The sequence below is a fragment of the Acidovorax sp. GBBC 1281 genome (genome assembly GCF_028473645.1).
Classification (GTDB): domain Bacteria; phylum Pseudomonadota; class Gammaproteobacteria; order Burkholderiales; family Burkholderiaceae_C; genus Paracidovorax.
Map to the genome: position 1 here is coordinate 1,384,506 of NZ_CP097269.1, position 18,151 is coordinate 1,402,656.

Below are 18,151 nucleotides of genomic sequence, written 5' to 3' on the forward strand. Positions count from 1 at the left end.
TGCCGCAGCCGGCTTCAGGCGGCTTTCTTGAGCGCCTTGATGGACTTCACGGCCTTGAGCACTTCGTCCACATGGCCCGGCACCTTGAGGCCGCGCCATTCATGGGCGAGGATGCCGTCGGGGCCGACCAGGAACGTGCTGCGTTCGATGCCCTTGACCTTCTTGCCGTACATGATCTTGTTCTTGACCACGCCGAACATGTGGCACATTTTTTCTTCGGTGTCGGCGATCAGTTCGAACGGAAGTTCGAGCTTTTCCTTGAAGTCGTCGTGCGACTTCATGTTGTCGCGCGACACGCCGAAGACGGCTGCGCCGGCCTTGACGAAGTCTTTGTACTTGTCGCGGAACTGCATGGCTTCGGTGGTGCAGCCAGGGGTGTTGTCCTTGGGGTAGAAGTACAGAATCAGAACCTGGCCAAGATGCGAGGTATTGGAGACCTTGATCCCCCCGGTCGCGTTGGCTTCAAATTCAGGTAGGGGTTTGTTGACAACGATCGCCATGGCACTCAATCTCTCAGGATGAAAGTCGTTGAAAAGCCGGGGGAGCGGTGTGTGTTATTGCTCTTGGAGGGCCCCCGACCGCAACCGGAGATTTTACCTTGAAACGGACTCTTTCGCACTCTTTCAGGCCCTGCAGTCTGTAACCAAAGTACACAACTGGCGATCAAGGCTCCAGCAGCAGGGCGGCGACCACGTTGCGCCCCTCGCCCGCCAGGATGTTGTAGGTGCGGCAGGCCGCCGGGGTGTCCATGGTCTCCAGCCCCATGCGCTTGGCCATCAGCGGCTGCAGCCAGGCGGGCGGCGGAAAGCGGTTGCGCGTGCCGCTGCCGAAAAGGATGAGTTCCGCATCGAGCCCGGCCAGTTGCGCGAAGTGCGCCGGCGTGAGGTCTTCGAAGCTCGTGCAGTCCCACGCCTGGCGGAGCCCGCGCGAGCCGAGGATCACGCTCGTCGTGAGCTTTTCGCCGTCCACGCCGATCCAGCCGGGGCCGTAGGCGCTGATGGTCTGCGTTTCGGAGCGGTCGGGCTGGAATTTCATTCGCTTTGGATGGATATCCGTTTGTGGGAAAAGGTGTGCTACGAGGGGCCAAAGGGTGCCAGGGCGCTGCGGGAACTGTGGTCAAATTATAGGTTTCGCCACAGAGGCAATGCCTCCTGGCGGGTCTCTGAGTCCCCCGTGTCCGGCTCCCGTCCTTTTTTCGCCAGCGCATGAAGACCATCCAAAAATCCGCGAAGCTCAATAACGTTCTCTACGATGTCCGGGGCCCGATCGTGGACGCGGCCAAGCAGATGGAGGACGAGGGGCAGAAGATCATCAAGCTGAACATCGGCAACCTCGCGCCGTTCGGCTTTGACGCCCCTGAGGAAATCCAGCAGGACATGATCCGCAACCTGCCCAACTCGGCGGGCTATTCGGACAGCAAGGGCATCTTCGGCGCGCGCAAGGCGGTGATGCACTACAGCCAGCAGCAGGGCGTTACGGGCGTGACGCTCGACGACATCTACCTGGGCAACGGCGCGAGCGACCTGATCGGCATGGCCACCAACGCGCTGCTCGACGACGGTGACGAACTGCTGGTGCCCGCGCCCGACTACCCCCTGTGGACCGCCGTCGCCAGCCTGTCGGGTGGCAAGCCCGTGCACTACCTGTGCGACGAGGCCAACGGCTGGATGCCTGACCTGGACGACATCCGCGCCAAGATCACGCCGCGGACCAAGGGGCTGGTGGTCATCAACCCCAACAACCCCACGGGCGCGATGTACTCCGACGAGCTGCTCAAGGCCCTGGTGCAGATCGCCCGCGAGCACGGCCTGGTGCTGCTGGCCGACGAGGTGTACGACAAGGTGCTGTACGACGGCGTCACGCACACGGCGCTGGCCAGCCTGTCCACCGACGTGCTCACGCTGACCTTCAACTCGCTCTCCAAGGCCTACCGCTCGTGCGGCTACCGCGCGGGCTGGATGGTGATCTCGGGCAACAAGGAAGTGGCCCGCGATTACATCGAGGGCATCAACATGCTCGCCAACATCAAGCTGGGCTCCAACGTGCCCGGCCAGTGGGCCATCCAGACGGCGCTGGGCGGCTACCAGAGCATCAACGACCTGGTCCGGGAAGGCGGGCGCCTGCGGCGCCAGCGCGACCTGGCCTATGAACTCATCTCGGCGATCCCGGGCGTGAGCTGCGTGAAACCCAAGGCGGCGCTCTACATGTTCCCCCGCCTGGACCCCGCGATGTACCCCATCGCCGACGACCGCCAATTCTTCATGGAGGTGTTGCGCGCCACGCGCGTGATGCTGGTGCAGGGCTCGGGCTTCAATTACCCCGACCAACAGCACTTCCGCATCGTGTTCCTGCCCCACGAGGACGACCTGCGCGTGGCCATCGGCCGCCTGGCGGATTTCCTCGCCAGGTACCGGCAGCAGCACGGCACCGCCTGAGCCTTTACTCCTATTTTCATAGCTGCCAGCGCATATTCAACTAGCGCTGCAGTGCAATTTGACTGGTAATTCGATCATGAAACCGATCCAAGTGGGCCTGCTGGGCATTGGCACCGTCGGCAGCGGCGTCTTCAACGTGCTGCAACGCAACCAGGAGGAAATCCGCCGCCGCGCCGGCCGTGGCATCGAGATCGCCATGGTGGCCGACCTCGACGCGGCCCGCGCCAGGACCGTCGTGGGCGACACCGCCCAGGTGGTGAGCGATGCGCGCGCCGTCATCGCCAACCCCGACATCGACATCGTGGTCGAGCTGATCGGCGGCTATGGCATCGCCAAGGCCCTGGTGCTGGAGGCGATTGCCGCCGGCAAGCACGTGGTCACCGCCAACAAGGCGCTGCTGGCCGTGCACGGCACCGAGATCTTCGCGGCCGCGTCGGCCAAGGGCGTGATGGTGGCCTTCGAGGCCGCCGTGGCCGGGGGCATCCCGATCATCAAGGCGCTGCGCGAAGGGCTCACCGCCAACCGCATCCAGTGGATCGCCGGCATCATCAACGGCACCACCAACTTCATCCTGTCCGAGATGCGCGACAAGGGCCTGGACTTCGACGTGGTGCTGAAAGAGGCGCAGCGACTGGGCTATGCCGAGGCCGATCCGACCTTCGACATCGAAGGCGTGGACGCCGCGCACAAGGCCACCATCATGTCGGCCATCGCCTTCGGCATCCCGGTGCAGTTCGACAAGGCCTACGTGGAAGGCATCACCAAGCTCGGCGCGGCCGACATCCGCTACGCCGAGCAACTGGGCTACCGCATCAAGCTGCTGGGCATCGCCAAGCGCCGCTCCGGCGCGGGCGCGGCCTCCGGCCAGACCGACGGCGTGGAGCTGCGCGTGCATCCCACGCTGGTGCCCGCCAAGCGCCTGATCGCCAACGTGGAAGGCGCCATGAACGCCGTGGTCGTGCAGGGCGATGCCGTGGGCACCACGCTGTACTACGGCAAGGGCGCCGGCAGCGAGCCCACGGCCAGCGCCGTGATCGCCGACCTGGTGGACATCGCCCGCCTGGCCTCGGCCGACCCCGAGCACCGCGTGCCGCACCTGGCCTTCCAGTCGCACACGCTCGACCAGGCCATGGGCACGCTGCCCGTGCTGCCCATGAGCGAGGTCGTCACCAGCTACTACCTGCGCCTGCGCGTGGCCGACGAGGCCGGCGTGCTGGCCAAGGTCACGGGCCTGCTGGCCACGGCCGGCATCAGCATCGACGCGGTGCTGCAGCGCGAGGCCGACGAGGTGGGCGGCGAGGGTTCCACGCAGACCGACCTCATCATCCTCACGCACGACACGCGCGAGGGCACGATGAACGACGCCATCGCGCAGATGCAGGCGCTGCCCACGGTGCTGGGCCCCATCACGCGCATCCGCAAGGAGGAGCTGAACTGATGCTTTACGTCTCGACCCGCGGTCACGCCGACCGCAAGCATTTCTGCGACATCCTGCTGGAAGGCCTCGCGCCCGATGGCGGCCTGTACCTGCCCGAGCGCTACCCGCAGATCGACGACGCGGCGCTCACCCGCCTGCGCCGTGCCTACCACGAGCAGGGCTACGCGGAGCTGGCCTTCCAGATCCTGTCGCTCTACATCGACGACATTCCCGCGGCGGATCTCAAGCGCCTGTGCGAGAAGACGTACACGGCCGAGGTGTTCGGCACCGGCGAGATCGTGCCGCTGCGCCACCTGGAAAACAGCCTGTGGCTCGAAGCCCTGTCCAACGGCCCCACGCTGGCCTTCAAGGACATGGCGATGCAGCTGCTGGGCAACCTGTTCGAATACGAACTGGCGCGCCGCGGCGAGACGCTCAACATCCTGGGCGCGACCAGCGGCGACACCGGCAGCGCCGCCGAATACGCCATGAAGGGCAAGCAGGGCGTGCGCGTCTTCATGACCAGCCCGCACGGCCGCATGAGCGCGTTCCAGCAGGCGCAGATGTTCAGCCTGCAGGACGAGAACATCCACAACCTCGCCATCGAGGGCGTGTTCGACGATTGCCAGGACATCGTCAAGGCCGTGAGCAACGACCTGGCCTTCAAGCGCCAGTACAAGATCGGCACGGTCAATTCGATCAACTGGGCGCGCCTGCTGGCGCAGGTGGTGTATTACTTCGCCGGCTACGTGCAGGCCACCGACACCAACGACCAGAAGGTGAGCTTCACCGTGCCGTCGGGCAACTTCGGCAACGTCTGCGCGGGCCACGTGGCGCGCATGATGGGCCTGCCGATCGACCAGCTGGTGGTGGCGACGAACGAGAACGACGTGCTGGACGAGTTCTTCCGCACGGGCGTGTACCGCGTGCGCGGCAGCGCCGACACGCACGAGACCTCCAGCCCGTCCATGGACATCAGCAAGGCGAGCAACTTCGAGCGCTTCGTGTTCGACCTGCTCGGCCGCGACGGCGCCCGCACGCAGGCGCTGTTCGGTGAGGCCCTGGCCCGGGACGGCGCGTTCGACCTGAGCGGCGATCCAGCCTTCGCCGAAGCGGCGGGGCGCTACGGCTTCGTGAGCGGCAAGAGCACGCATGCGGACCGCATCGCGACCATCCGCGACACGTTCCAGCGTTTCGGCGTGACGATCGACACCCACACCGCCGACGGCGTGAAGGTGGCGCGCGAGCACATCCGTCCCGGCGTGCCGATGCTGGTGCTGGAAACCGCGCTGCCGATCAAGTTCGCCGAGACCATCGTCGAGGCGCTGGGCCAACCGCCCGAGCGGCCGGCCAAGTTCGAGGGCATCGAGGCGCTGCCCAAGCGCGTGCAGGTCATGCCGGCCGACGTGGTGCTGGTCAAGGCCTACATCAGCCGCCACTGCGCCTGAGTCCTTCCAGGCGGGTTTTGTGCCGAATCGGGCCGATGCCATAGTGCTTATTGTCCCTTTTGCTATTAAATTAATAGCAAAAACCAGGAGATCGCAATGAAGGTGGTGGGCTTTGCCGGGTTCTCGGGCAGCGGCAAGACCACGCTGATCGAGCGGCTCATTCCCGCTTTAGGCCGGCGCGGGCAGCGCGTATCGGTGGTCAAGCACGCGCACCACCGGTTCGACGTCGATCACCCCGGCAAGGACACCTGGCGCCACCGCGAGGCCGGGGCGTTCGAGGTGGTGGCGGCTTCGGACCGGCGGATGGTGCTGATGCGCGAGTTCGCCCAGCCCACCGAACCCGGCGTGCACGGCCTGCTGGCCGAGCTGGATGACCGGGTGGACTGGGCCCTGGTGGAGGGCTTCAAGGAGGGCGATCTGCCCAAGGTGGAGGTGTGGCGCTCGCCGTCGCCCGATTACACCGAGCGCAGCGTGCGCTATGCGCACGACCCGTTCGTCGTCGCCGTGGTGACCGATGCCCCCGCCCGCCTGCCCGTGCCCACCGGGCTGCCCGTCTTCGATGGCTGGGCCGGCCCGGTCGATGCCCTGGCCGACTGGCTGATCGCCCAGGGCTCGCGCTTTCACTATGTTCCGCCACCGCCTGGAGTCCGCTGAATGCCCGCTGCCGCCCGCCCCCCGATGAAGCCCCTGGACGAGGCGCTGGCCGAGCTGCTGGGCCAAGCCGTGCCCCTGGCCGGCACCGACACGGTGGACACGTTCGATGCCGATGGCCGCGTCCTGGCCGTGGCGGCCGTATCGCCGCTGCAGGTGCCGCCCCATGACAACAGCGCCATGGACGGCTATGCCGTGCGCCGGGCCGACGTGGCCGCGGCCGGGGCGCAACTGCCCGTGTCGCAGCGCATCGCGGCCGGCAGCGCGGGCCTGCCGCTGGCCGCCGGCACGGCGGCGCGCATCTTCACGGGCGCGCCGGTGCCGCCCGGGGCCGATGCGATCGTGATGCAGGAAGACTGCCAGGCGCTGGAGGGCGACCGCGTGCAGATCGATGCCGTGCCCGCCGTCCACCAGTGGATTCGCCGCGCGGGCGAGGACATCGCGCTCGGGGCCGAGGTGCTGGCCGCGGGCACGCGGCTCACGCCGGCCGCGCTGGGTCTGGCCGCGAGCATCGGCCTGGCGCGGCTCACCGTGGCGCGGCGCCCGCGCGTGGCGCTGTTTTCGACCGGCGACGAACTCGTCATGCCCGGCGAGGTGGACCCGGCCCGCATGCCGCCCGGCGCCATCTACAACAGCAACCGGTTCTTCCTGCGGGGGCTGCTGCGCCGCCTGGGCTGCGCGGTGACCGACCTGGGCATCGTGCCCGACCGGCGCGATGCCACCCTGGAGGCGCTGCGCGGCGCCAGCCTGGAGCACGACCTGATCCTGACCAGCGGCGGCGTCTCGGTGGGCGAGGAAGATCACGTCAAGCCCGCCGTCGAGGCCCTGGGCCGGCTGGACCTGTGGCAGATCGCCATGAAGCCCGGCAAGCCTTTCGCCCATGGCCGCATCGGCGCGGCGCACTTCATGGGGCTGCCGGGCAACCCGGTATCGAGCTTCATGACTTTCGCGCTGCTGGTGCGCCCGTTCCTGCTGCGGCTGCAGGGCGTGCAGGCCGTCGCCCCGCAGAGCGTGGAGGCCACGGCCGACTTCGACTGGCCGCGCGCGGACCGGCGCCGCGAGTTCCTGCGCGTGCGGCGCAACGCGGCGGGCGGGCTGGACCTGTTTCCCCACCAGGGATCGGGCGTGCTCACCTCGGTCGCCTGGGGCGACGGCGTGGTGGACACCCCGGCCGGCCAGACCATCGCGCGGGGCGATACCGTGCGCTTCATTCCCTGGGCGGAGCTGCAGTCATGAGCCGCACCGTCACCGTGCGCTACTTCGCCGCGATCCGCGAGGCCGTGGGGCAGGGCAGCGAGCGCCTGGCGACGCAGGCGGCCACGCTGGGCGCGCTGCGCGACGAGCTGATCGCGCGCGGCGGGCCCTGGGCGCACAGCCTGGGCCGCGACCGCGCGGTGCGCATGGCGCTCGACCAGACGCTGAGCGACGAATCCGCAGCGCTGGCCGATGGGGCGGAAGTGGCGTTCTTTCCGCCCGTCACGGGCGGCTGAAGGCCGGCGCGCCCGTGGCCTGACGCGCCCTTTTCGATGCCTGCTTCCGACACGTCCCTTTTGCCGTTGCTGCAGGCCCTGGAGGTGGAGTTGCACCGGTCGGCCGCGCGCCAGGACGCGGCCCGGCTGGACGCACTGCTGCACGACGACTTCCGCGAGTTCGGGCGCTCCGGCGCGGTCTACACCAAGGCGGACCTGCTGTCGCAACTGCCGGCCCAGGCGCAGCATGCCGTGTTGGTCGCGGACCGCTTCGAGGTCCGGCGTCTCGGTGAATGCGCCGCGCTGCTCACGTACCGATCGGCGCAGCGGTTGGACGACGGAACCCTGGAGCGGTGGACGCTGCGCACCTCGGTGTGGGAGCGGTCTGCGCGCGGGTGGCAGATGCGCTTCCACCAGGGCACGCCTGCCGCGCCCGACGGCCCCGGCGAATCCGAACCCCCGATGGCACGGGCCGAAGGGGTGCCGCCGCCTTGATGGCGGCGGCCCGAGGCCCGTCTCCCGCAGGCTCTTAGGCGCCCTGGGGTGCGGTGACGGCCGGCTCGCCGCGCGGCAAGGCCGCCAGGGCCTCTTGCAGCCGCTGTACCAGTGCCGGTGAGGCCGACGTCATCGGCGCGCGCAGTTCGTCCGCCATCTCGCCCTGCGCGGCCAGCAGGGCCTTGATGGGGGCGGGGTTGGGCTCGGCGAAGAAACGCTCCACCCACGGGAGGATCCGCTGCCAGAGCCCGCGTGCCTGCACCAGGTCCCCGGCCGCGACGGCATCCAGGCAGGCCACCCATTCGGCCGTCTGCCAGTGCGCGCTCGCGGCGATGGCCCCGGCGCCCCCGAGCGCGACGGTGGTGAATGCCTGGGCGTCCTCGCCCGCCAGCATTTGCAGCGTGCCGTCTGCGATCAGCGCCTGCGTCTTCGCCGGGCTGCCGCCGCAATCCTTCACGGCGCGGAGGTTCGGGTGCGCCGCCAGGCTGCGCAAGGTGGCCAGGTCGAGCGTGGCGCCGGTGCGGTAGGGAATGTCGTAGACGATGAGCGGGACCGCACTGGCATCGGCGATCGCCCCGAACCACTGTTGCAGCCCGGCCTGCGACGGCCGGATGGAATGCGGTGCCGACACCAGCAGCCCCGCGAGCGGCTGCGGGGCCAGGCTGCGCACCCGCGCCAGCACCTGGCCCATGTGGCAGCCCGACACGCCCATCACCACCGGCAGGCCGCCCGCGTGCGCGAGCACCGTGGCCAGCACGGCGTCCTGCTCCGGCGTGTCCAGCGCCCCGGCTTCGGCGGTGGAGCCGCAGGCCATGAACCCCGCGATGCCCGTGCCGCGCAGCCGCTGCACGAGGGCCTTCAGGGCGGCATGGTCCACGGCGCCGTGGCGAAACGGGGTGACCAGGGGAATCCAGAGGCCGGAGAAATCGCCACGGGCCCGCGGGGTGGCAGGGCGGGTGGTGGCATGGGAAGGGGTGGAATGTGAACGCACGGGAACATCCTTTCAGGCAACGACCGAGGGAGCCGTCCAGGGATGCGTGCGCCGACCGGCAAAGCGGCAGGCGTTCAAAAAGAAAAAAAGGGGAGAGGGTGCCTGCCGCGCGGTTCCGTCGCTCATCCGGACGGAACCGCAGCTCCGGTCAGATGAGCTGGGGTTTTTTGGCTTTGCCTGCGCACGCCGCCACGGACCGGAGGGTCCGCGAAGGCGAGGGGGTGTGCGAAGGCATGGGGGGCAGTATAGCCAGCGCGGCGCGGCGCGTTGCGGTGCCGGCACCCATCGGGCGCACCGGCCGCCGCTTCGCTCATCGCCCCTCGAATTGCCGGTAGACGGAGGGATCCAGTTCGCACGAGTTCGTCATGGTCCTGTCTTGCAGGTATTCGGTGGTGTCCAGTTCGCCAGAGTGGTGCACGACCTCGCTGTCCCAGGTCATTTCCTGCAGCCCGCTCAATTGTTCGCGAAGGTCCGTGATGCGCTGGCTGAGATTGGGTGGCGTGGCATCGCCATAGACCGCTGCCGAAATCTCGCCCTGAAGCTGATGCAAATCGTTTTCGGAAGCCCTCAGCGCCGCACTCGAGTGGGCGATGCGCTGGACATGCACGTTATTGAGCATGTTGTTGACCTCGGCGTAGGTGCTGTTCAGGCGTTGTGTCCGGGTCTGCGTTGCAGGCGCCGTCCCACCGCGGCGTGTCAGGCCCGAGAGGATGCCGCCCGACGATGCCGTCGAAGACGCACGGACCTGGCCTGATGCTGGTGACTGGACGTCAGAGGATGGTGCCCGGCGAGGCGGGCTGGAGGTGGCGCCTCCACGAATGCATGCGTTTCCCACGGTCAAACTCCTTAAAAGGAGGGGATGGTGCGTTCTGGTCCGTGAAAAGATGAGGGGAAAAGCGAAGCCATGCCGCTCCATGCGAATGGGCGCTGTGTAGCGGTCGGTCCGTGTCGAGGCGGGATCGCAGCGGCAGTGCAGCGAAAGAGGCCACCGGAAGGCGTCACGGCGCGGACGGGGCTTGCGGCAGTTCCGGGCAGCGCCAGTTCAGCAGTTCGGCCAGGCGCAGCGTGATCCAGCGCGCCTCGGGTGGCGCCACGCCGGAGCCGGGCGTGGCCAGCCCGGCGTGGATGCGCAGCAGGATCTCGGCCTCCGACGGGGCCTGCACGTGGTAGAGCGTCTGCGCCTGCTCCACCAGATGGCTGGCCAGGTCTTCGCACAGCTCGTAGCGCTCGCGGACCACGGCGACCGGCTCGGACAGGCGCTGGCGGGCATCGCTGTACACCGCCAGGAACGAGGGCGGGACGTGGATCTGGTTCTCGTCGTGCATGGCGGATGCGGCTCAGTCGGGCGTGAACAGGCGCGCGAACCGCTCGGCGTCCTCGGCCAGTTCGAACGTGGCGAGCTGGCCCATCTTGCCGTCCGCCAGGCGGTGGGCGGCGAACAGGCTGTAGCGGCCCCGCAGGTCGTAGCTGGGCAGGTCGATCAGCGCGTAGGGGTGGGGCTGGAAGACCTCGTGCTCGAACACCACGCGGTGCTGGTTGCGCGGCGACGGAAAGAGCTTGTAGCGGTCGGTGGTGACGGTCTGGGTGGCCATGCGGAAAGGAGAGCGAAGGGGGGTGTGGCAGCGGTGCGAAGCGCAAGAGGTGGGCGCGGCGGCACGCCTGGCAAGCCGGCCACTTTAGCAAAGGCGCTCTTTTCCCGGCCGGCGCCGGCGGCCGGGCGGTTTCCGTGACAATCGCGATTTGCGAACGCACGCACAAGGACACCGCCGCATGGCACGCAATTCGAGAGACAAAGACGAGTGGGCCGGCAAGGTCTTCGCCCTCATCCAGGGCGGCAACACCCAGGCGGCCATCGCGCAGGTGAAGGTCGCGCCGTCGGTGAACGACGTGGTGCGGCTGCAGGCCATGCTGGCGCGCGTGCCGGCGTCCCCCGCGCGGCGCCAGCTCGACCAGATCATCGAGGAAGAGCGCGGCCTGCTCTCCGCCCCGCGCCTGCACCGCTCGCCATGAGCCGCACCGGCGACAGATCCCTTTCGCAGCGGCCATGAACCCCGTTTCCGCTCCACACCCCATCACCCCGCCCCGCGTGGCCGTCCAGGCGGCCGACTTCGACGTGTCCGCCGAACTGGCGGCCCTGCGCGCCGGCGATCCGCGGGTGGGCGCAGTGTGCTGCTTCGTGGGCACCGTGCGCGACCACAATGCCGGCGACGCCGTCGCATCGATGGAGCTGGAGCACTACCCCGGCATGACCGAGAAGTCCATCGAAGCCATGGTGGACGAGGCGCTGCGCCGCTTCGAGCTGTTCGGCGCCCGGGTGGTGCACCGCGTGGGGCTGCTGCAGCCGCAGGACCAGATCGTGCTGGTGGCGGTGACCTCGGCCCACCGGGGCCAGGGCTTTCAGGCCTGCGAGTTCCTGATGGACTACCTCAAGACCCAGGCGCCGTTCTGGAAGAAGGAGGTCACGCCCCAGGGCGCGCGCTGGGTCGACGCCCGCGTGACCGACGATGCCGCGCTGGCGCGCTGGGGCATCGCGGCCCTTCCCAATGCGGATCAGGGTTTGAGGTAAAAAAGGCCTTCACCGCATATTCCACTAGGGCATGGTGCTATCAATAAGTGAGCATTTGGCATTTTTTGAAATGCCCGCCTGAATTTGATCTGGCGCATGGCCTGCTGTGGGGCGCGCGCTTGAAATGTGCCTCCACCTCCCCCAACTGCGTTGCAATTCGGAGGACATTTCAACCATGCGTCTCGACAAATTCACCACCAAGTTCCAGGAAGCCCTGAGCGACGCGCAGTCGCTGGCACTGGGCAACGACAACGCCTACATCGAACCCGTGCACATGCTGGTCGCCATGCTGCGCCAGGAAGACGGTCCGCGGGCACTGCTGCAGCGCGCCGGCGCCAATGTGCCGGGGCTGCTGTCCGCGGCCGAGGCCGCGGTCAAGCGCCTTCCCCAGGTGCACGGGCAGGACCAGGTGCAGGGCGGCCCCGAGCTGGGCCGCGTGCTGCAGGCGACCGAGAAGGAGGCCATCAAGCGCGGCGACCAGTTCATCGCCAGCGAGCTGTTCCTGCTCGCGCTGGTGGACAGCAAGGGTGACGCCGCCCAGATCGCCAAGGACAACGGCCTGACCCGCAAGAGCCTGGAGGCCGCCATCGACGCCGTGCGCGGCGGCCAGAAGGTGGACAGCGCCGAGGCCGAAGGCCAGCGCGGCGCCCTCGCCAAGTACTGCCTGGACCTGACCGAGCGCGCCCGCATCGGCAAGCTCGACCCCGTGATCGGCCGCGACGACGAGATCCGCCGCGCCATCCAGGTGCTGCAGCGCCGCACCAAGAACAACCCCGTGCTGATCGGCGAGCCCGGCGTGGGCAAGACCGCCATCGTGGAGGGCCTGGCCCAGCGCATCGTGGCCGGCGAGGTGCCGGAATCGCTCAAGGGCAAGCGCGTGCTGTCGCTGGACATGGCGGCCCTGCTGGCTGGCGCCAAGTACCGCGGCGAGTTCGAGGAGCGCCTGAAGAGCGTGCTGAACGAGCTGGCCAAGGACGAGGGCCAGACCATCGTCTTCATCGACGAGCTGCACACCATGGTCGGCGCCGGCAAGGGCGAGGGCGCCATGGATGCGGGCAACATGCTCAAGCCGGCGCTGGCGCGCGGCGAGCTGCACTGCGTGGGCGCGACCACGCTCGACGAATACCGCAAGTACATCGAAAAGGATGCGGCCCTGGAGCGGCGCTTCCAGAAGATCCTGGTGGGCGAGCCCACCGTGGAGGCCACCATCGCCATCTTGCGCGGCCTGCAGGAAAAGTACGAGGTGCACCATGGCGTGGACATCACCGACCCGGCCATCGTGGCCGCGGCCGAGCTGTCGCACCGCTACATCACCGACCGCTTCCTGCCCGACAAGGCCATCGACCTCATTGACGAGGCCGCGTCCAAGATCAAGATCGAGATGGACTCCAAGCCCGAGGTCATGGACCGGCTCGACCGTCGGCTGATCCAGCTGCAGATCGAGCGCGAGGCCGTGCGCCGCGAGAAGGACGAATCCTCGCAAAAGCGCTTCGCGCTGATCGAGGAAGAGATCGCCAAGCTGCAAAAGGAAATCGCCGACTACGACGAGATCTGGCAGTCCGAAAAGGCCCAGGCCCAGGGCAGCGCGCACGTGCGCGAGGCCATCGACAAGCTCAAGTTCCAGATCGAGGAGTTCACCCGCAAGGGCGACTTCAACAAGGTGGCCGAGCTGCAGTACGGCAAGCTGCCCGACCTGGAAAAGCAGCTCAAGGAAGCGCAGGCCAAGGAAGCCGGCAAGGACGGCGCAGGCAGCGCCCCGCGCCTGCTGCGCACCCAGGTGGGCGCCGAGGAGATCGCGGAGGTGGTCAGCCGCGCCACCGGCATCCCCGTGGCCAAGATGATGCAGGGCGAGAAGGACAAGCTCCTGCAGATGGAGGACAAGCTGCACGAGCGCGTGGTGGGCCAGGACGAGGCCATTGCCGCGGTGGCCAACGCCATCCGCCGCTCGCGCTCGGGCCTGTCCGACCCCAACCGGCCCACGGGCTCGTTCCTGTTCCTGGGCCCCACGGGCGTGGGCAAGACCGAGCTGTGCAAGGCGCTGGCGGGCTTTTTGTTCGACAGCGAAGACCACCTGATCCGCATCGACATGAGCGAGTTCATGGAAAAGCACTCGGTGGCCCGCCTGATCGGCGCGCCGCCCGGCTACGTGGGCTATGAAGAAGGCGGCTACCTCACCGAGGCCGTGCGCCGCAAGCCCTACAGCGTGCTGCTGCTCGACGAGGTGGAAAAGGCCCACCCCGACGTGTTCAACGTGCTGCTGCAGGTGCTGGACGATGGCCGCCTGACCGATGGCCAGGGCCGCACCGTGGACTTCAAGAACACGGTGATCGTGATGACAAGCAACATCGGCTCGCACCTCATCCAGGCCATGGTGGGGCAGGACTCGGACGACATCAAGGAAGCGGTTTGGGGGGAACTCAAGAACCATTTCCGACCCGAATTCCTGAACCGTATCGATGAGACGGTGGTGTTCCACGCGCTGGATGCGAAGAACATCGAAGCGATTGCACGCATCCAGTTGCAGTTGCTCGAAGCGCGTTTGGCGAAAATGGACCTGCACCTGCAGGTGTCCGACACGGCCCTGGCCGAGCTGGCCAAGGTGGGATTCGATCCCGTGTTCGGTGCGCGGCCGCTCAAGCGGGCGATCCAGCAGCGGCTGGAGAATCCGCTGTCCAAGCTGCTGCTGGAAGGCCGGTTCGCGCCCAAGAGCGTGATTCCGGTCGATGTGGACCCGGTGCTCGATCCGGGCGTTTTCCGCTTCGGCGAGGCCCTGATACAGGGTTGAGCCGGGCCTTCTCAGGAAAGGACGTGGTTTGAACGATTTTGCAGCCGGGGTGATCCGGTGGATGGTGCGCCTGGCTGTGGTGGCCGTCGGCGTGGTCTTTTTCCTGAGCCTGCTGACCGTGGCCGCTTTGCTGGCGGTGGTCTGGGGCGCCCGTGCCCTGTGGGCGCGAGTGACCGGCCGCCCCGTGACGCCCTGGGCCATGCGAATGGACCCGCGTGCCGGCTGGAGCACGGTGTACCGCAGCACGGCGCGCTGGTCCGCTGCCCCGGGCGGCCGCCCGGTGGCGGACTGCCCCGCCGAGCCGGCGGTGCGCTCGCGCGAACTGCCCGGCGCGCGTGAGGTGACCGACGTGCAGGCGCGCGACGTGTCCTGAGCCGGCGGCGCGGCGGAGCGGTGGCCCGCTCGCCTGCCTTTGTGTTGGGACATCGGTGCCGGGCCGCGCCCGGGATCGCACCGCGCCCGGGATCGCACCGCGCCCGGCTCGGCCTGGGCCAGCGGCCATCGGGCAAGCGTTTCCCCGCTTATTTTTCTGAATGAGGCACTTGGAGACCTGGATTTACAGGCGGTTGCAAGGGCGCTGCCTATGATGCGTGCAATGACCCCTGCCGATATCCGCCACCAGTTCGAAATCCAGCGGCGTGCCAGCCGGGACCATGCCGACGTGCCCCTGCTGGTGCGCCGAGAGCGCCTGCTGCGGGTGCGCAAGATGCTGGACGAACACGGCCCGGTGCTCGCGGCGGCGGTGCAGGCCGATTTCGGCATGCGGTCGCCGCGCCTGACCGAGGTGGCCGATCTGTTCGTGCTGCGCGCGCAGCTGTCGCACACGCTGCGCCACCTGGCCCGCTGGGCCAAGCCCCGCAAGGTCTTCACCCCGATGTTCCTGCAGCCGGCGCATGCCTGGGTGCAGCGGCAGCCGCTCGGCGTGGTGGGCGTGATCGCGCCGTGGAACTATCCCGTGCAGCTGGCGCTGGCACCGGCCATCGGCGCCCTAGCGGCAGGCAACCGGGTGATGCTCAAGCCCAGCGAACTCACGCCCCACACCTCTGCGCAACTGGCCTCCCTGGTCTCGCAGTTCTTTTCGCCCGACGAGTTCTGCGTGGTGCAGGGCGATGCCGCGGTGGCGGCGCTGGTCGCCTCGCTGCCGTTCGATCACCTCGTGTTCACCGGCTCCACGGCGGTGGGGCGCAAGGTGGCGCAGGCCGCCGCCGTGCACCTGACACCCACTACGCTGGAGCTGGGCGGCAAGTCCCCGTGCATCCTCGATGCGGACTGCGACCTGCAGGACGCCGCGCTCAAGATCGCGCACGGCAAGCTGCTGAACGCGGGCCAGACCTGCATCGCGCCGGACTATGTGCTGCTGCCGCGCGGGCGCGAAGCCGCGTTCGGCGAGGCCTACCGCACCGCCGTGGCACGGCTCTTTCCGTATTTCGAGGGCAACCCCGACTACGCCTCCGTCATCAACCCCCGGCAGCTGGCTCGCCTGCGCACCATGCTGCAGCAGGCGCAGACGCAAGGCGCCGACGTGCAGGTGCTCGAACCCGTGCCCGGCTCCCCGCCACCGCCCGCGCAGGGCATCGGAGACGGGGTGGGGCGGCAGATGCCGCCGGTGCTGGTCTTCAACGCCAGCCTGAACATGCAGGTGATGCAGGAAGAGATCTTCGGCCCCGTGCTGCCCGTGCTGGGCTACGAGCGGCTGGACGACGCCATCGCGCACATCAACGCCGGGCCGCGGCCGCTGGCGCTGTATTGGTTCGGCCGCAACGAAGCCGTGCGCGACGATGTGCTGCGCCGCACGGTGAGCGGCGGCGTCACGGTGAACGACACGCTCATGCACATCACGCACGACAACCTGCCGTTCGGCGGGGTCGGCGACAGTGGCTGGGGCGCCTACCACGGCGAGGCGGGCTTTCTGCGCTTTTGCCACCAGAAGTCGGTGCTGGTGCAATCGCGCTGGTCCATGGGCTCGGCGCTCTACCCGCCGTATGGCGCGCGTTTCGACCGCGTCATGGGCCTGCTGCGCCGCTGGCTTTAGCCGCCACGGGGCCCTCGCACAGGGCCCGGGACAGCCGGGGGCTGGAGTGGAAAAACCATTTGCGGCGACAATGCCGCTCCTTTCGTTTTTTCATCCCCTGTTTTCGTCCCGTTTTTTCCATGTCCAGTATCCAGGTCCGTCCCGCCACGCTTCGCGATGCCAAAGCCATTGCACAGATCCATACCGTCTCCGCAGCCGAGGTATACCGTGGCTTGTTGCCTGACGACCAATTGAAATCCCTCTCTTCGGTCGAGAAGCGCCAAGCCTACTGGCGCGAGGCCATCGAGTACTGTGAGCCCCAGGTCCAGGTGGCCGTGGACGGCGACAAGATCGTCGGCTTCGTCGGCTTCGACCGCTCGCGCGATGAAAAATCGCGCCCCACCACCGGTGAAATCTGGGCCATCTACGCCGCCCCCACCCACTGGAGCCAGGGCGTGGGCGTGGCCCTTTGGGACGCCGCACGCGACGGCCTGCAGGAAGAGGGCTGCACCAACGTCACCGCCTGGGTGCCGCTGCGCAACGAGCGCGCGCTGCGCTTCCATGAACTGGCCGGCTTCAAGCGCGAAATGTCCACGGCCAAGACCGCTGTCGTCGGCGGTGTGAAGATCGAGGAAGTGCGCCTCAAGCGCCCCTTGAACTGATCTGCAGCCTCCCCTGACTTTCCTTTTCGCACACCCTTCATGATCCACTGGACCGAGCACGGCGAGGAGCGCTCAGCGCCCTGGCGCAGCGAGAGCAACGCTGCGGCGCCCCGGCGCGTGGTGCTGGCCGACGACACGCTCGCGGCCGACACCGCCTATCGGCTGGCGTGCGAGGGCACGGGCCTGTTGTGGCGCGGCGATTTCCAGAACGCGCGGCACCTGCTCCAGGCGCTCATGCGCCGCGCGGACAAGAAGCCCAAGGCCAAAGGGGCCAAGGGCGGTCGCAAGGCCCAGGCCGCAGGCTCTGCAGCCGAGAGCACGATCCCTGCTCAGGCCTTCCATCTGCACCGGCAGGCCCAGGCGCAACGTGCGCGCACGCTGGGCATGCTGCTCGTGCCCGTGGAGGGGGACCGCACCATTGCGTTGCGCCGTGCGCCCGATTGGCGAGAGGCATTCGCCGAGGCCTGGGGGCCGGCCGACGGCACCGCCTGCGTGGTGTCGCTGCGCGAAATGCTGGGGCTGGTCGGGGCACACGAGTGGCGAAAGAAGGGTGTGGAGATTCCCGCCCTGGGCACGCCCCAGGCCCCGCGCCGCATCCATCCGCACTACGGCGTGTTCTCGCCCGTGCGCGGGGAGTATGTGGACCTGGTGGCCCAGGCGCCGCTACCGGCCAGGGATCTGGCCTTCGACATCGGCACCGGAACGGGCGTGCTCGCGGCGGTGCTGGCCCGGCGCGGCGTGCACCGCGTCGTGGCCACCGACCAGGACCCCCGCGCTTTGGCCTGCGCCCGCGACAACATCCATCGGCTGGGCCTGTCGGCCCAGGTCGAGGTGGTGCAGGCTGATCTCTTTCCCGAGGGCCAGGCGCCGCTGGTGGTGTGCAACCCGCCCTGGCTGCCGGGGCGTGCCAGCTCGTCCATCGAGCATGCGGTCTATGACGAAGACAGCCGCATGCTGCGCGGCTTTCTGTCGGGCCTCAAGGCGCACCTGGCGCCAGCCGGCGAAGGATGGCTGATCCTGTCCGATCTGGCGGAGCACCTGGGCTTGCGCTCGCGTGACCAACTGCTCGAATGGGTGGCCGGCGCAGGCCTGCGGGTGCTCGATCGGCGCGAGGTGCAGCCCCGCCATCCCAAAGCCGCGGACGCTACCGATCCGCTGCATGCCGCACGTTCGGCCGAGCGCACCTCGCTCTGGCGGCTGGCTGCGCTGTAGGTACTGCGC

Annotated in this window: 20 protein-coding genes; 14 read left to right on the forward strand and 6 right to left on the reverse strand. The window is 68.3% G+C overall.

Annotated features, from left to right (window positions below):
• Positions 1–14: 14 nt before the first annotated feature.
• Together M5C96_RS06275 and M5C96_RS06280 are read right to left on the reverse strand one after the other, a co-directional pair.
• Positions 15–500, reverse strand: coding sequence for a peroxiredoxin (locus M5C96_RS06275; RefSeq protein WP_272551605.1), 486 nt, complete (start codon positions 498–500; stop codon positions 15–17).
• A 163-nt stretch (positions 501–663) separates the two neighbouring features.
• On the reverse strand, positions 664–1,035 hold the full coding sequence (locus tag M5C96_RS06280) for an Mth938-like domain-containing protein (RefSeq protein WP_272567930.1): 372 nt from the start codon (positions 1,033–1,035) through the stop codon (positions 664–666).
• 170 nt (positions 1,036–1,205) lie between these two features.
• On the opposite strand from M5C96_RS06280, the gene M5C96_RS06285 reads away from it, so the two are divergent.
• From M5C96_RS06285 to M5C96_RS06315, 7 genes are all read left to right on the forward strand, one after another.
• The gene (locus M5C96_RS06285) at positions 1,206–2,435 is read left to right on the forward strand and encodes a pyridoxal phosphate-dependent aminotransferase (protein WP_272567931.1); all 1,230 of its coding nucleotides are present in this window, start codon (positions 1,206–1,208) and stop codon (positions 2,433–2,435) included.
• A 76-nt stretch (positions 2,436–2,511) separates the two neighbouring features.
• A complete protein-coding gene (locus M5C96_RS06290) occupies positions 2,512–3,873 on the forward strand; it encodes a homoserine dehydrogenase (protein ID WP_272567932.1) in 1,362 nt (453 codons plus the stop codon).
• Positions 3,873–5,300, forward strand: a complete 1,428-nt coding sequence (thrC, locus tag M5C96_RS06295; RefSeq protein ID WP_272567933.1) for a threonine synthase — start codon at positions 3,873–3,875, stop codon at positions 5,298–5,300. Before M5C96_RS06290 ends, thrC begins: the two co-directional genes overlap by 1 nt.
• A 96-nt stretch (positions 5,301–5,396) precedes the next feature.
• Positions 5,397–5,954 carry a molybdopterin-guanine dinucleotide biosynthesis protein B gene (gene mobB, locus M5C96_RS06300; RefSeq protein ID WP_272567934.1) on the forward strand — a complete coding sequence of 186 codons (558 nt, stop codon included), beginning with the start codon at positions 5,397–5,399 and terminating at the stop codon, positions 5,952–5,954.
• Positions 5,955–7,187, forward strand: coding sequence for a molybdopterin molybdotransferase MoeA (locus M5C96_RS06305; RefSeq protein ID WP_272567936.1), 1,233 nt, complete (start codon positions 5,955–5,957; stop codon positions 7,185–7,187). It begins immediately after the preceding gene.
• Entirely contained in the window at positions 7,184–7,441 is a 258-nt protein-coding gene (moaD, locus tag M5C96_RS06310) for a molybdopterin converting factor subunit 1 (protein ID WP_272567939.1), read from the forward strand. The genes M5C96_RS06305 and moaD overlap by 4 nt, the downstream gene beginning before the upstream one ends.
• 36 nt (positions 7,442–7,477) lie before the next feature.
• Positions 7,478–7,915, forward strand: a complete 438-nt coding sequence (locus tag M5C96_RS06315) for a nuclear transport factor 2 family protein (protein ID WP_272567941.1) — start codon at positions 7,478–7,480, stop codon at positions 7,913–7,915.
• A gap of 34 nt (positions 7,916–7,949) precedes the next feature.
• Here the strand turns inward: M5C96_RS06315 and M5C96_RS06320 are convergent, their stop codons facing one another.
• The 4 genes from M5C96_RS06320 to M5C96_RS06335 all read right to left on the reverse strand — a co-directional run bounded on the left by M5C96_RS06320 (position 7,950) and on the right by M5C96_RS06335 (position 10,498).
• Positions 7,950–8,906, reverse strand: coding sequence for a dihydrodipicolinate synthase family protein (locus M5C96_RS06320; protein WP_284428023.1), 957 nt, complete (start codon positions 8,904–8,906; stop codon positions 7,950–7,952).
• A gap of 310 nt (positions 8,907–9,216) precedes the next feature.
• Positions 9,217–9,525, reverse strand: a complete 309-nt coding sequence (locus M5C96_RS06325; RefSeq protein WP_272567943.1) for a hypothetical protein — start codon at positions 9,523–9,525, stop codon at positions 9,217–9,219.
• A gap of 379 nt (positions 9,526–9,904) precedes the next feature.
• On the reverse strand, positions 9,905–10,231 hold the full coding sequence (locus M5C96_RS06330; RefSeq protein ID WP_272567944.1) for a hypothetical protein: 327 nt from the start codon (positions 10,229–10,231) through the stop codon (positions 9,905–9,907).
• 12 nt (positions 10,232–10,243) lie between these two features.
• A complete protein-coding gene (locus M5C96_RS06335; protein WP_272567945.1) occupies positions 10,244–10,498 on the reverse strand; it encodes a hypothetical protein in 255 nt (84 codons plus the stop codon).
• Between the two features lie 178 nt (positions 10,499–10,676).
• Here M5C96_RS06335 and M5C96_RS06340 point away from each other — a divergent pair, with 178 nt between their 5' ends.
• The 7 genes from M5C96_RS06340 (at position 10,677) to M5C96_RS06370 (ending at position 18,142) form a co-directional block, all read left to right on the forward strand.
• Positions 10,677–10,916, forward strand: coding sequence for a hypothetical protein (locus tag M5C96_RS06340; protein ID WP_272567946.1), 240 nt, complete (start codon positions 10,677–10,679; stop codon positions 10,914–10,916).
• A gap of 34 nt (positions 10,917–10,950) precedes the next feature.
• Complete coding sequence (moaE, locus tag M5C96_RS06345) at positions 10,951–11,472, forward strand: molybdopterin synthase catalytic subunit MoaE (RefSeq protein ID WP_272567947.1); 522 nt, start codon at positions 10,951–10,953, stop codon at positions 11,470–11,472.
• A 175-nt stretch (positions 11,473–11,647) separates the two neighbouring features.
• A complete protein-coding gene (clpB, locus tag M5C96_RS06350) occupies positions 11,648–14,257 on the forward strand; it encodes an ATP-dependent chaperone ClpB (protein WP_272567949.1) in 2,610 nt (869 codons plus the stop codon).
• Between the two features lie 28 nt (positions 14,258–14,285).
• Positions 14,286–14,630, forward strand: coding sequence for a hypothetical protein (locus tag M5C96_RS06355; protein ID WP_272567951.1), 345 nt, complete (start codon positions 14,286–14,288; stop codon positions 14,628–14,630).
• A 222-nt stretch (positions 14,631–14,852) separates the two neighbouring features.
• Positions 14,853–16,289: a coniferyl aldehyde dehydrogenase gene (locus M5C96_RS06360; protein WP_272567952.1), complete on the forward strand. Its 1,437-nt coding sequence runs from the start codon at positions 14,853–14,855 to the stop codon at positions 16,287–16,289.
• Positions 16,290–16,408: 119 nt separating this feature from the next.
• Positions 16,409–16,930, forward strand: coding sequence for a GNAT family N-acetyltransferase (locus tag M5C96_RS06365; RefSeq protein WP_092744242.1), 522 nt, complete (start codon positions 16,409–16,411; stop codon positions 16,928–16,930).
• A 39-nt stretch (positions 16,931–16,969) separates the two neighbouring features.
• Positions 16,970–18,142 (forward strand): class I SAM-dependent methyltransferase, encoded by a 1,173-nt coding sequence (locus tag M5C96_RS06370; RefSeq protein ID WP_272567953.1) that lies wholly within the window; start codon positions 16,970–16,972, stop codon positions 18,140–18,142.
• The last annotated feature ends 9 nt before the right edge of the window (positions 18,143–18,151 follow it).

Excerpts from the sequence above, each read along its gene's own strand:
- mobB (WP_272567934.1), top strand. The coding sequence starts at position 5,397 with ATGAAGGTGGTGGGCTTTGCCGGGTTCTCGGGCAGCGGCAAGACCACG.
- M5C96_RS06305 (WP_272567936.1), top strand. The coding sequence starts at position 5,955 with ATGCCCGCTGCCGCCCGCCCCCCGATGAAGCCCCTGGACGAGGCGCTG.
- M5C96_RS06280 (WP_272567930.1), bottom strand. The coding sequence starts at position 1,035 with ATGAAATTCCAGCCCGACCGCTCCGAAACGCAGACCATCAGCGCCTAC.
- M5C96_RS06335 (WP_272567945.1), bottom strand. The coding sequence starts at position 10,498 with ATGGCCACCCAGACCGTCACCACCGACCGCTACAAGCTCTTTCCGTCG.
- M5C96_RS06360 (WP_272567952.1), top strand. The coding sequence starts at position 14,853 with ATGACCCCTGCCGATATCCGCCACCAGTTCGAAATCCAGCGGCGTGCC.
- M5C96_RS06330 (WP_272567944.1), bottom strand. The coding sequence starts at position 10,231 with ATGCACGACGAGAACCAGATCCACGTCCCGCCCTCGTTCCTGGCGGTG.
- thrC (WP_272567933.1), top strand. The coding sequence starts at position 3,873 with ATGCTTTACGTCTCGACCCGCGGTCACGCCGACCGCAAGCATTTCTGC.
- moaD (WP_272567939.1), top strand. The coding sequence starts at position 7,184 with ATGAGCCGCACCGTCACCGTGCGCTACTTCGCCGCGATCCGCGAGGCC.
- M5C96_RS06370 (WP_272567953.1), top strand. The coding sequence starts at position 16,970 with ATGATCCACTGGACCGAGCACGGCGAGGAGCGCTCAGCGCCCTGGCGC.
- M5C96_RS06285 (WP_272567931.1), top strand. The coding sequence starts at position 1,206 with ATGAAGACCATCCAAAAATCCGCGAAGCTCAATAACGTTCTCTACGAT.
- clpB (WP_272567949.1), top strand. The coding sequence starts at position 11,648 with ATGCGTCTCGACAAATTCACCACCAAGTTCCAGGAAGCCCTGAGCGAC.
- moaE (WP_272567947.1), top strand. The coding sequence starts at position 10,951 with ATGAACCCCGTTTCCGCTCCACACCCCATCACCCCGCCCCGCGTGGCC.
- M5C96_RS06290 (WP_272567932.1), top strand. The coding sequence starts at position 2,512 with ATGAAACCGATCCAAGTGGGCCTGCTGGGCATTGGCACCGTCGGCAGC.
- M5C96_RS06275 (WP_272551605.1), bottom strand. The coding sequence starts at position 500 with ATGGCGATCGTTGTCAACAAACCCCTACCTGAATTTGAAGCCAACGCG.
- M5C96_RS06340 (WP_272567946.1), top strand. The coding sequence starts at position 10,677 with ATGGCACGCAATTCGAGAGACAAAGACGAGTGGGCCGGCAAGGTCTTC.
- M5C96_RS06365 (WP_092744242.1), top strand. The coding sequence starts at position 16,409 with ATGTCCAGTATCCAGGTCCGTCCCGCCACGCTTCGCGATGCCAAAGCC.
- M5C96_RS06325 (WP_272567943.1), bottom strand. The coding sequence starts at position 9,525 with ATGCTCAATAACGTGCATGTCCAGCGCATCGCCCACTCGAGTGCGGCG.
- M5C96_RS06315 (WP_272567941.1), top strand. The coding sequence starts at position 7,478 with ATGCCTGCTTCCGACACGTCCCTTTTGCCGTTGCTGCAGGCCCTGGAG.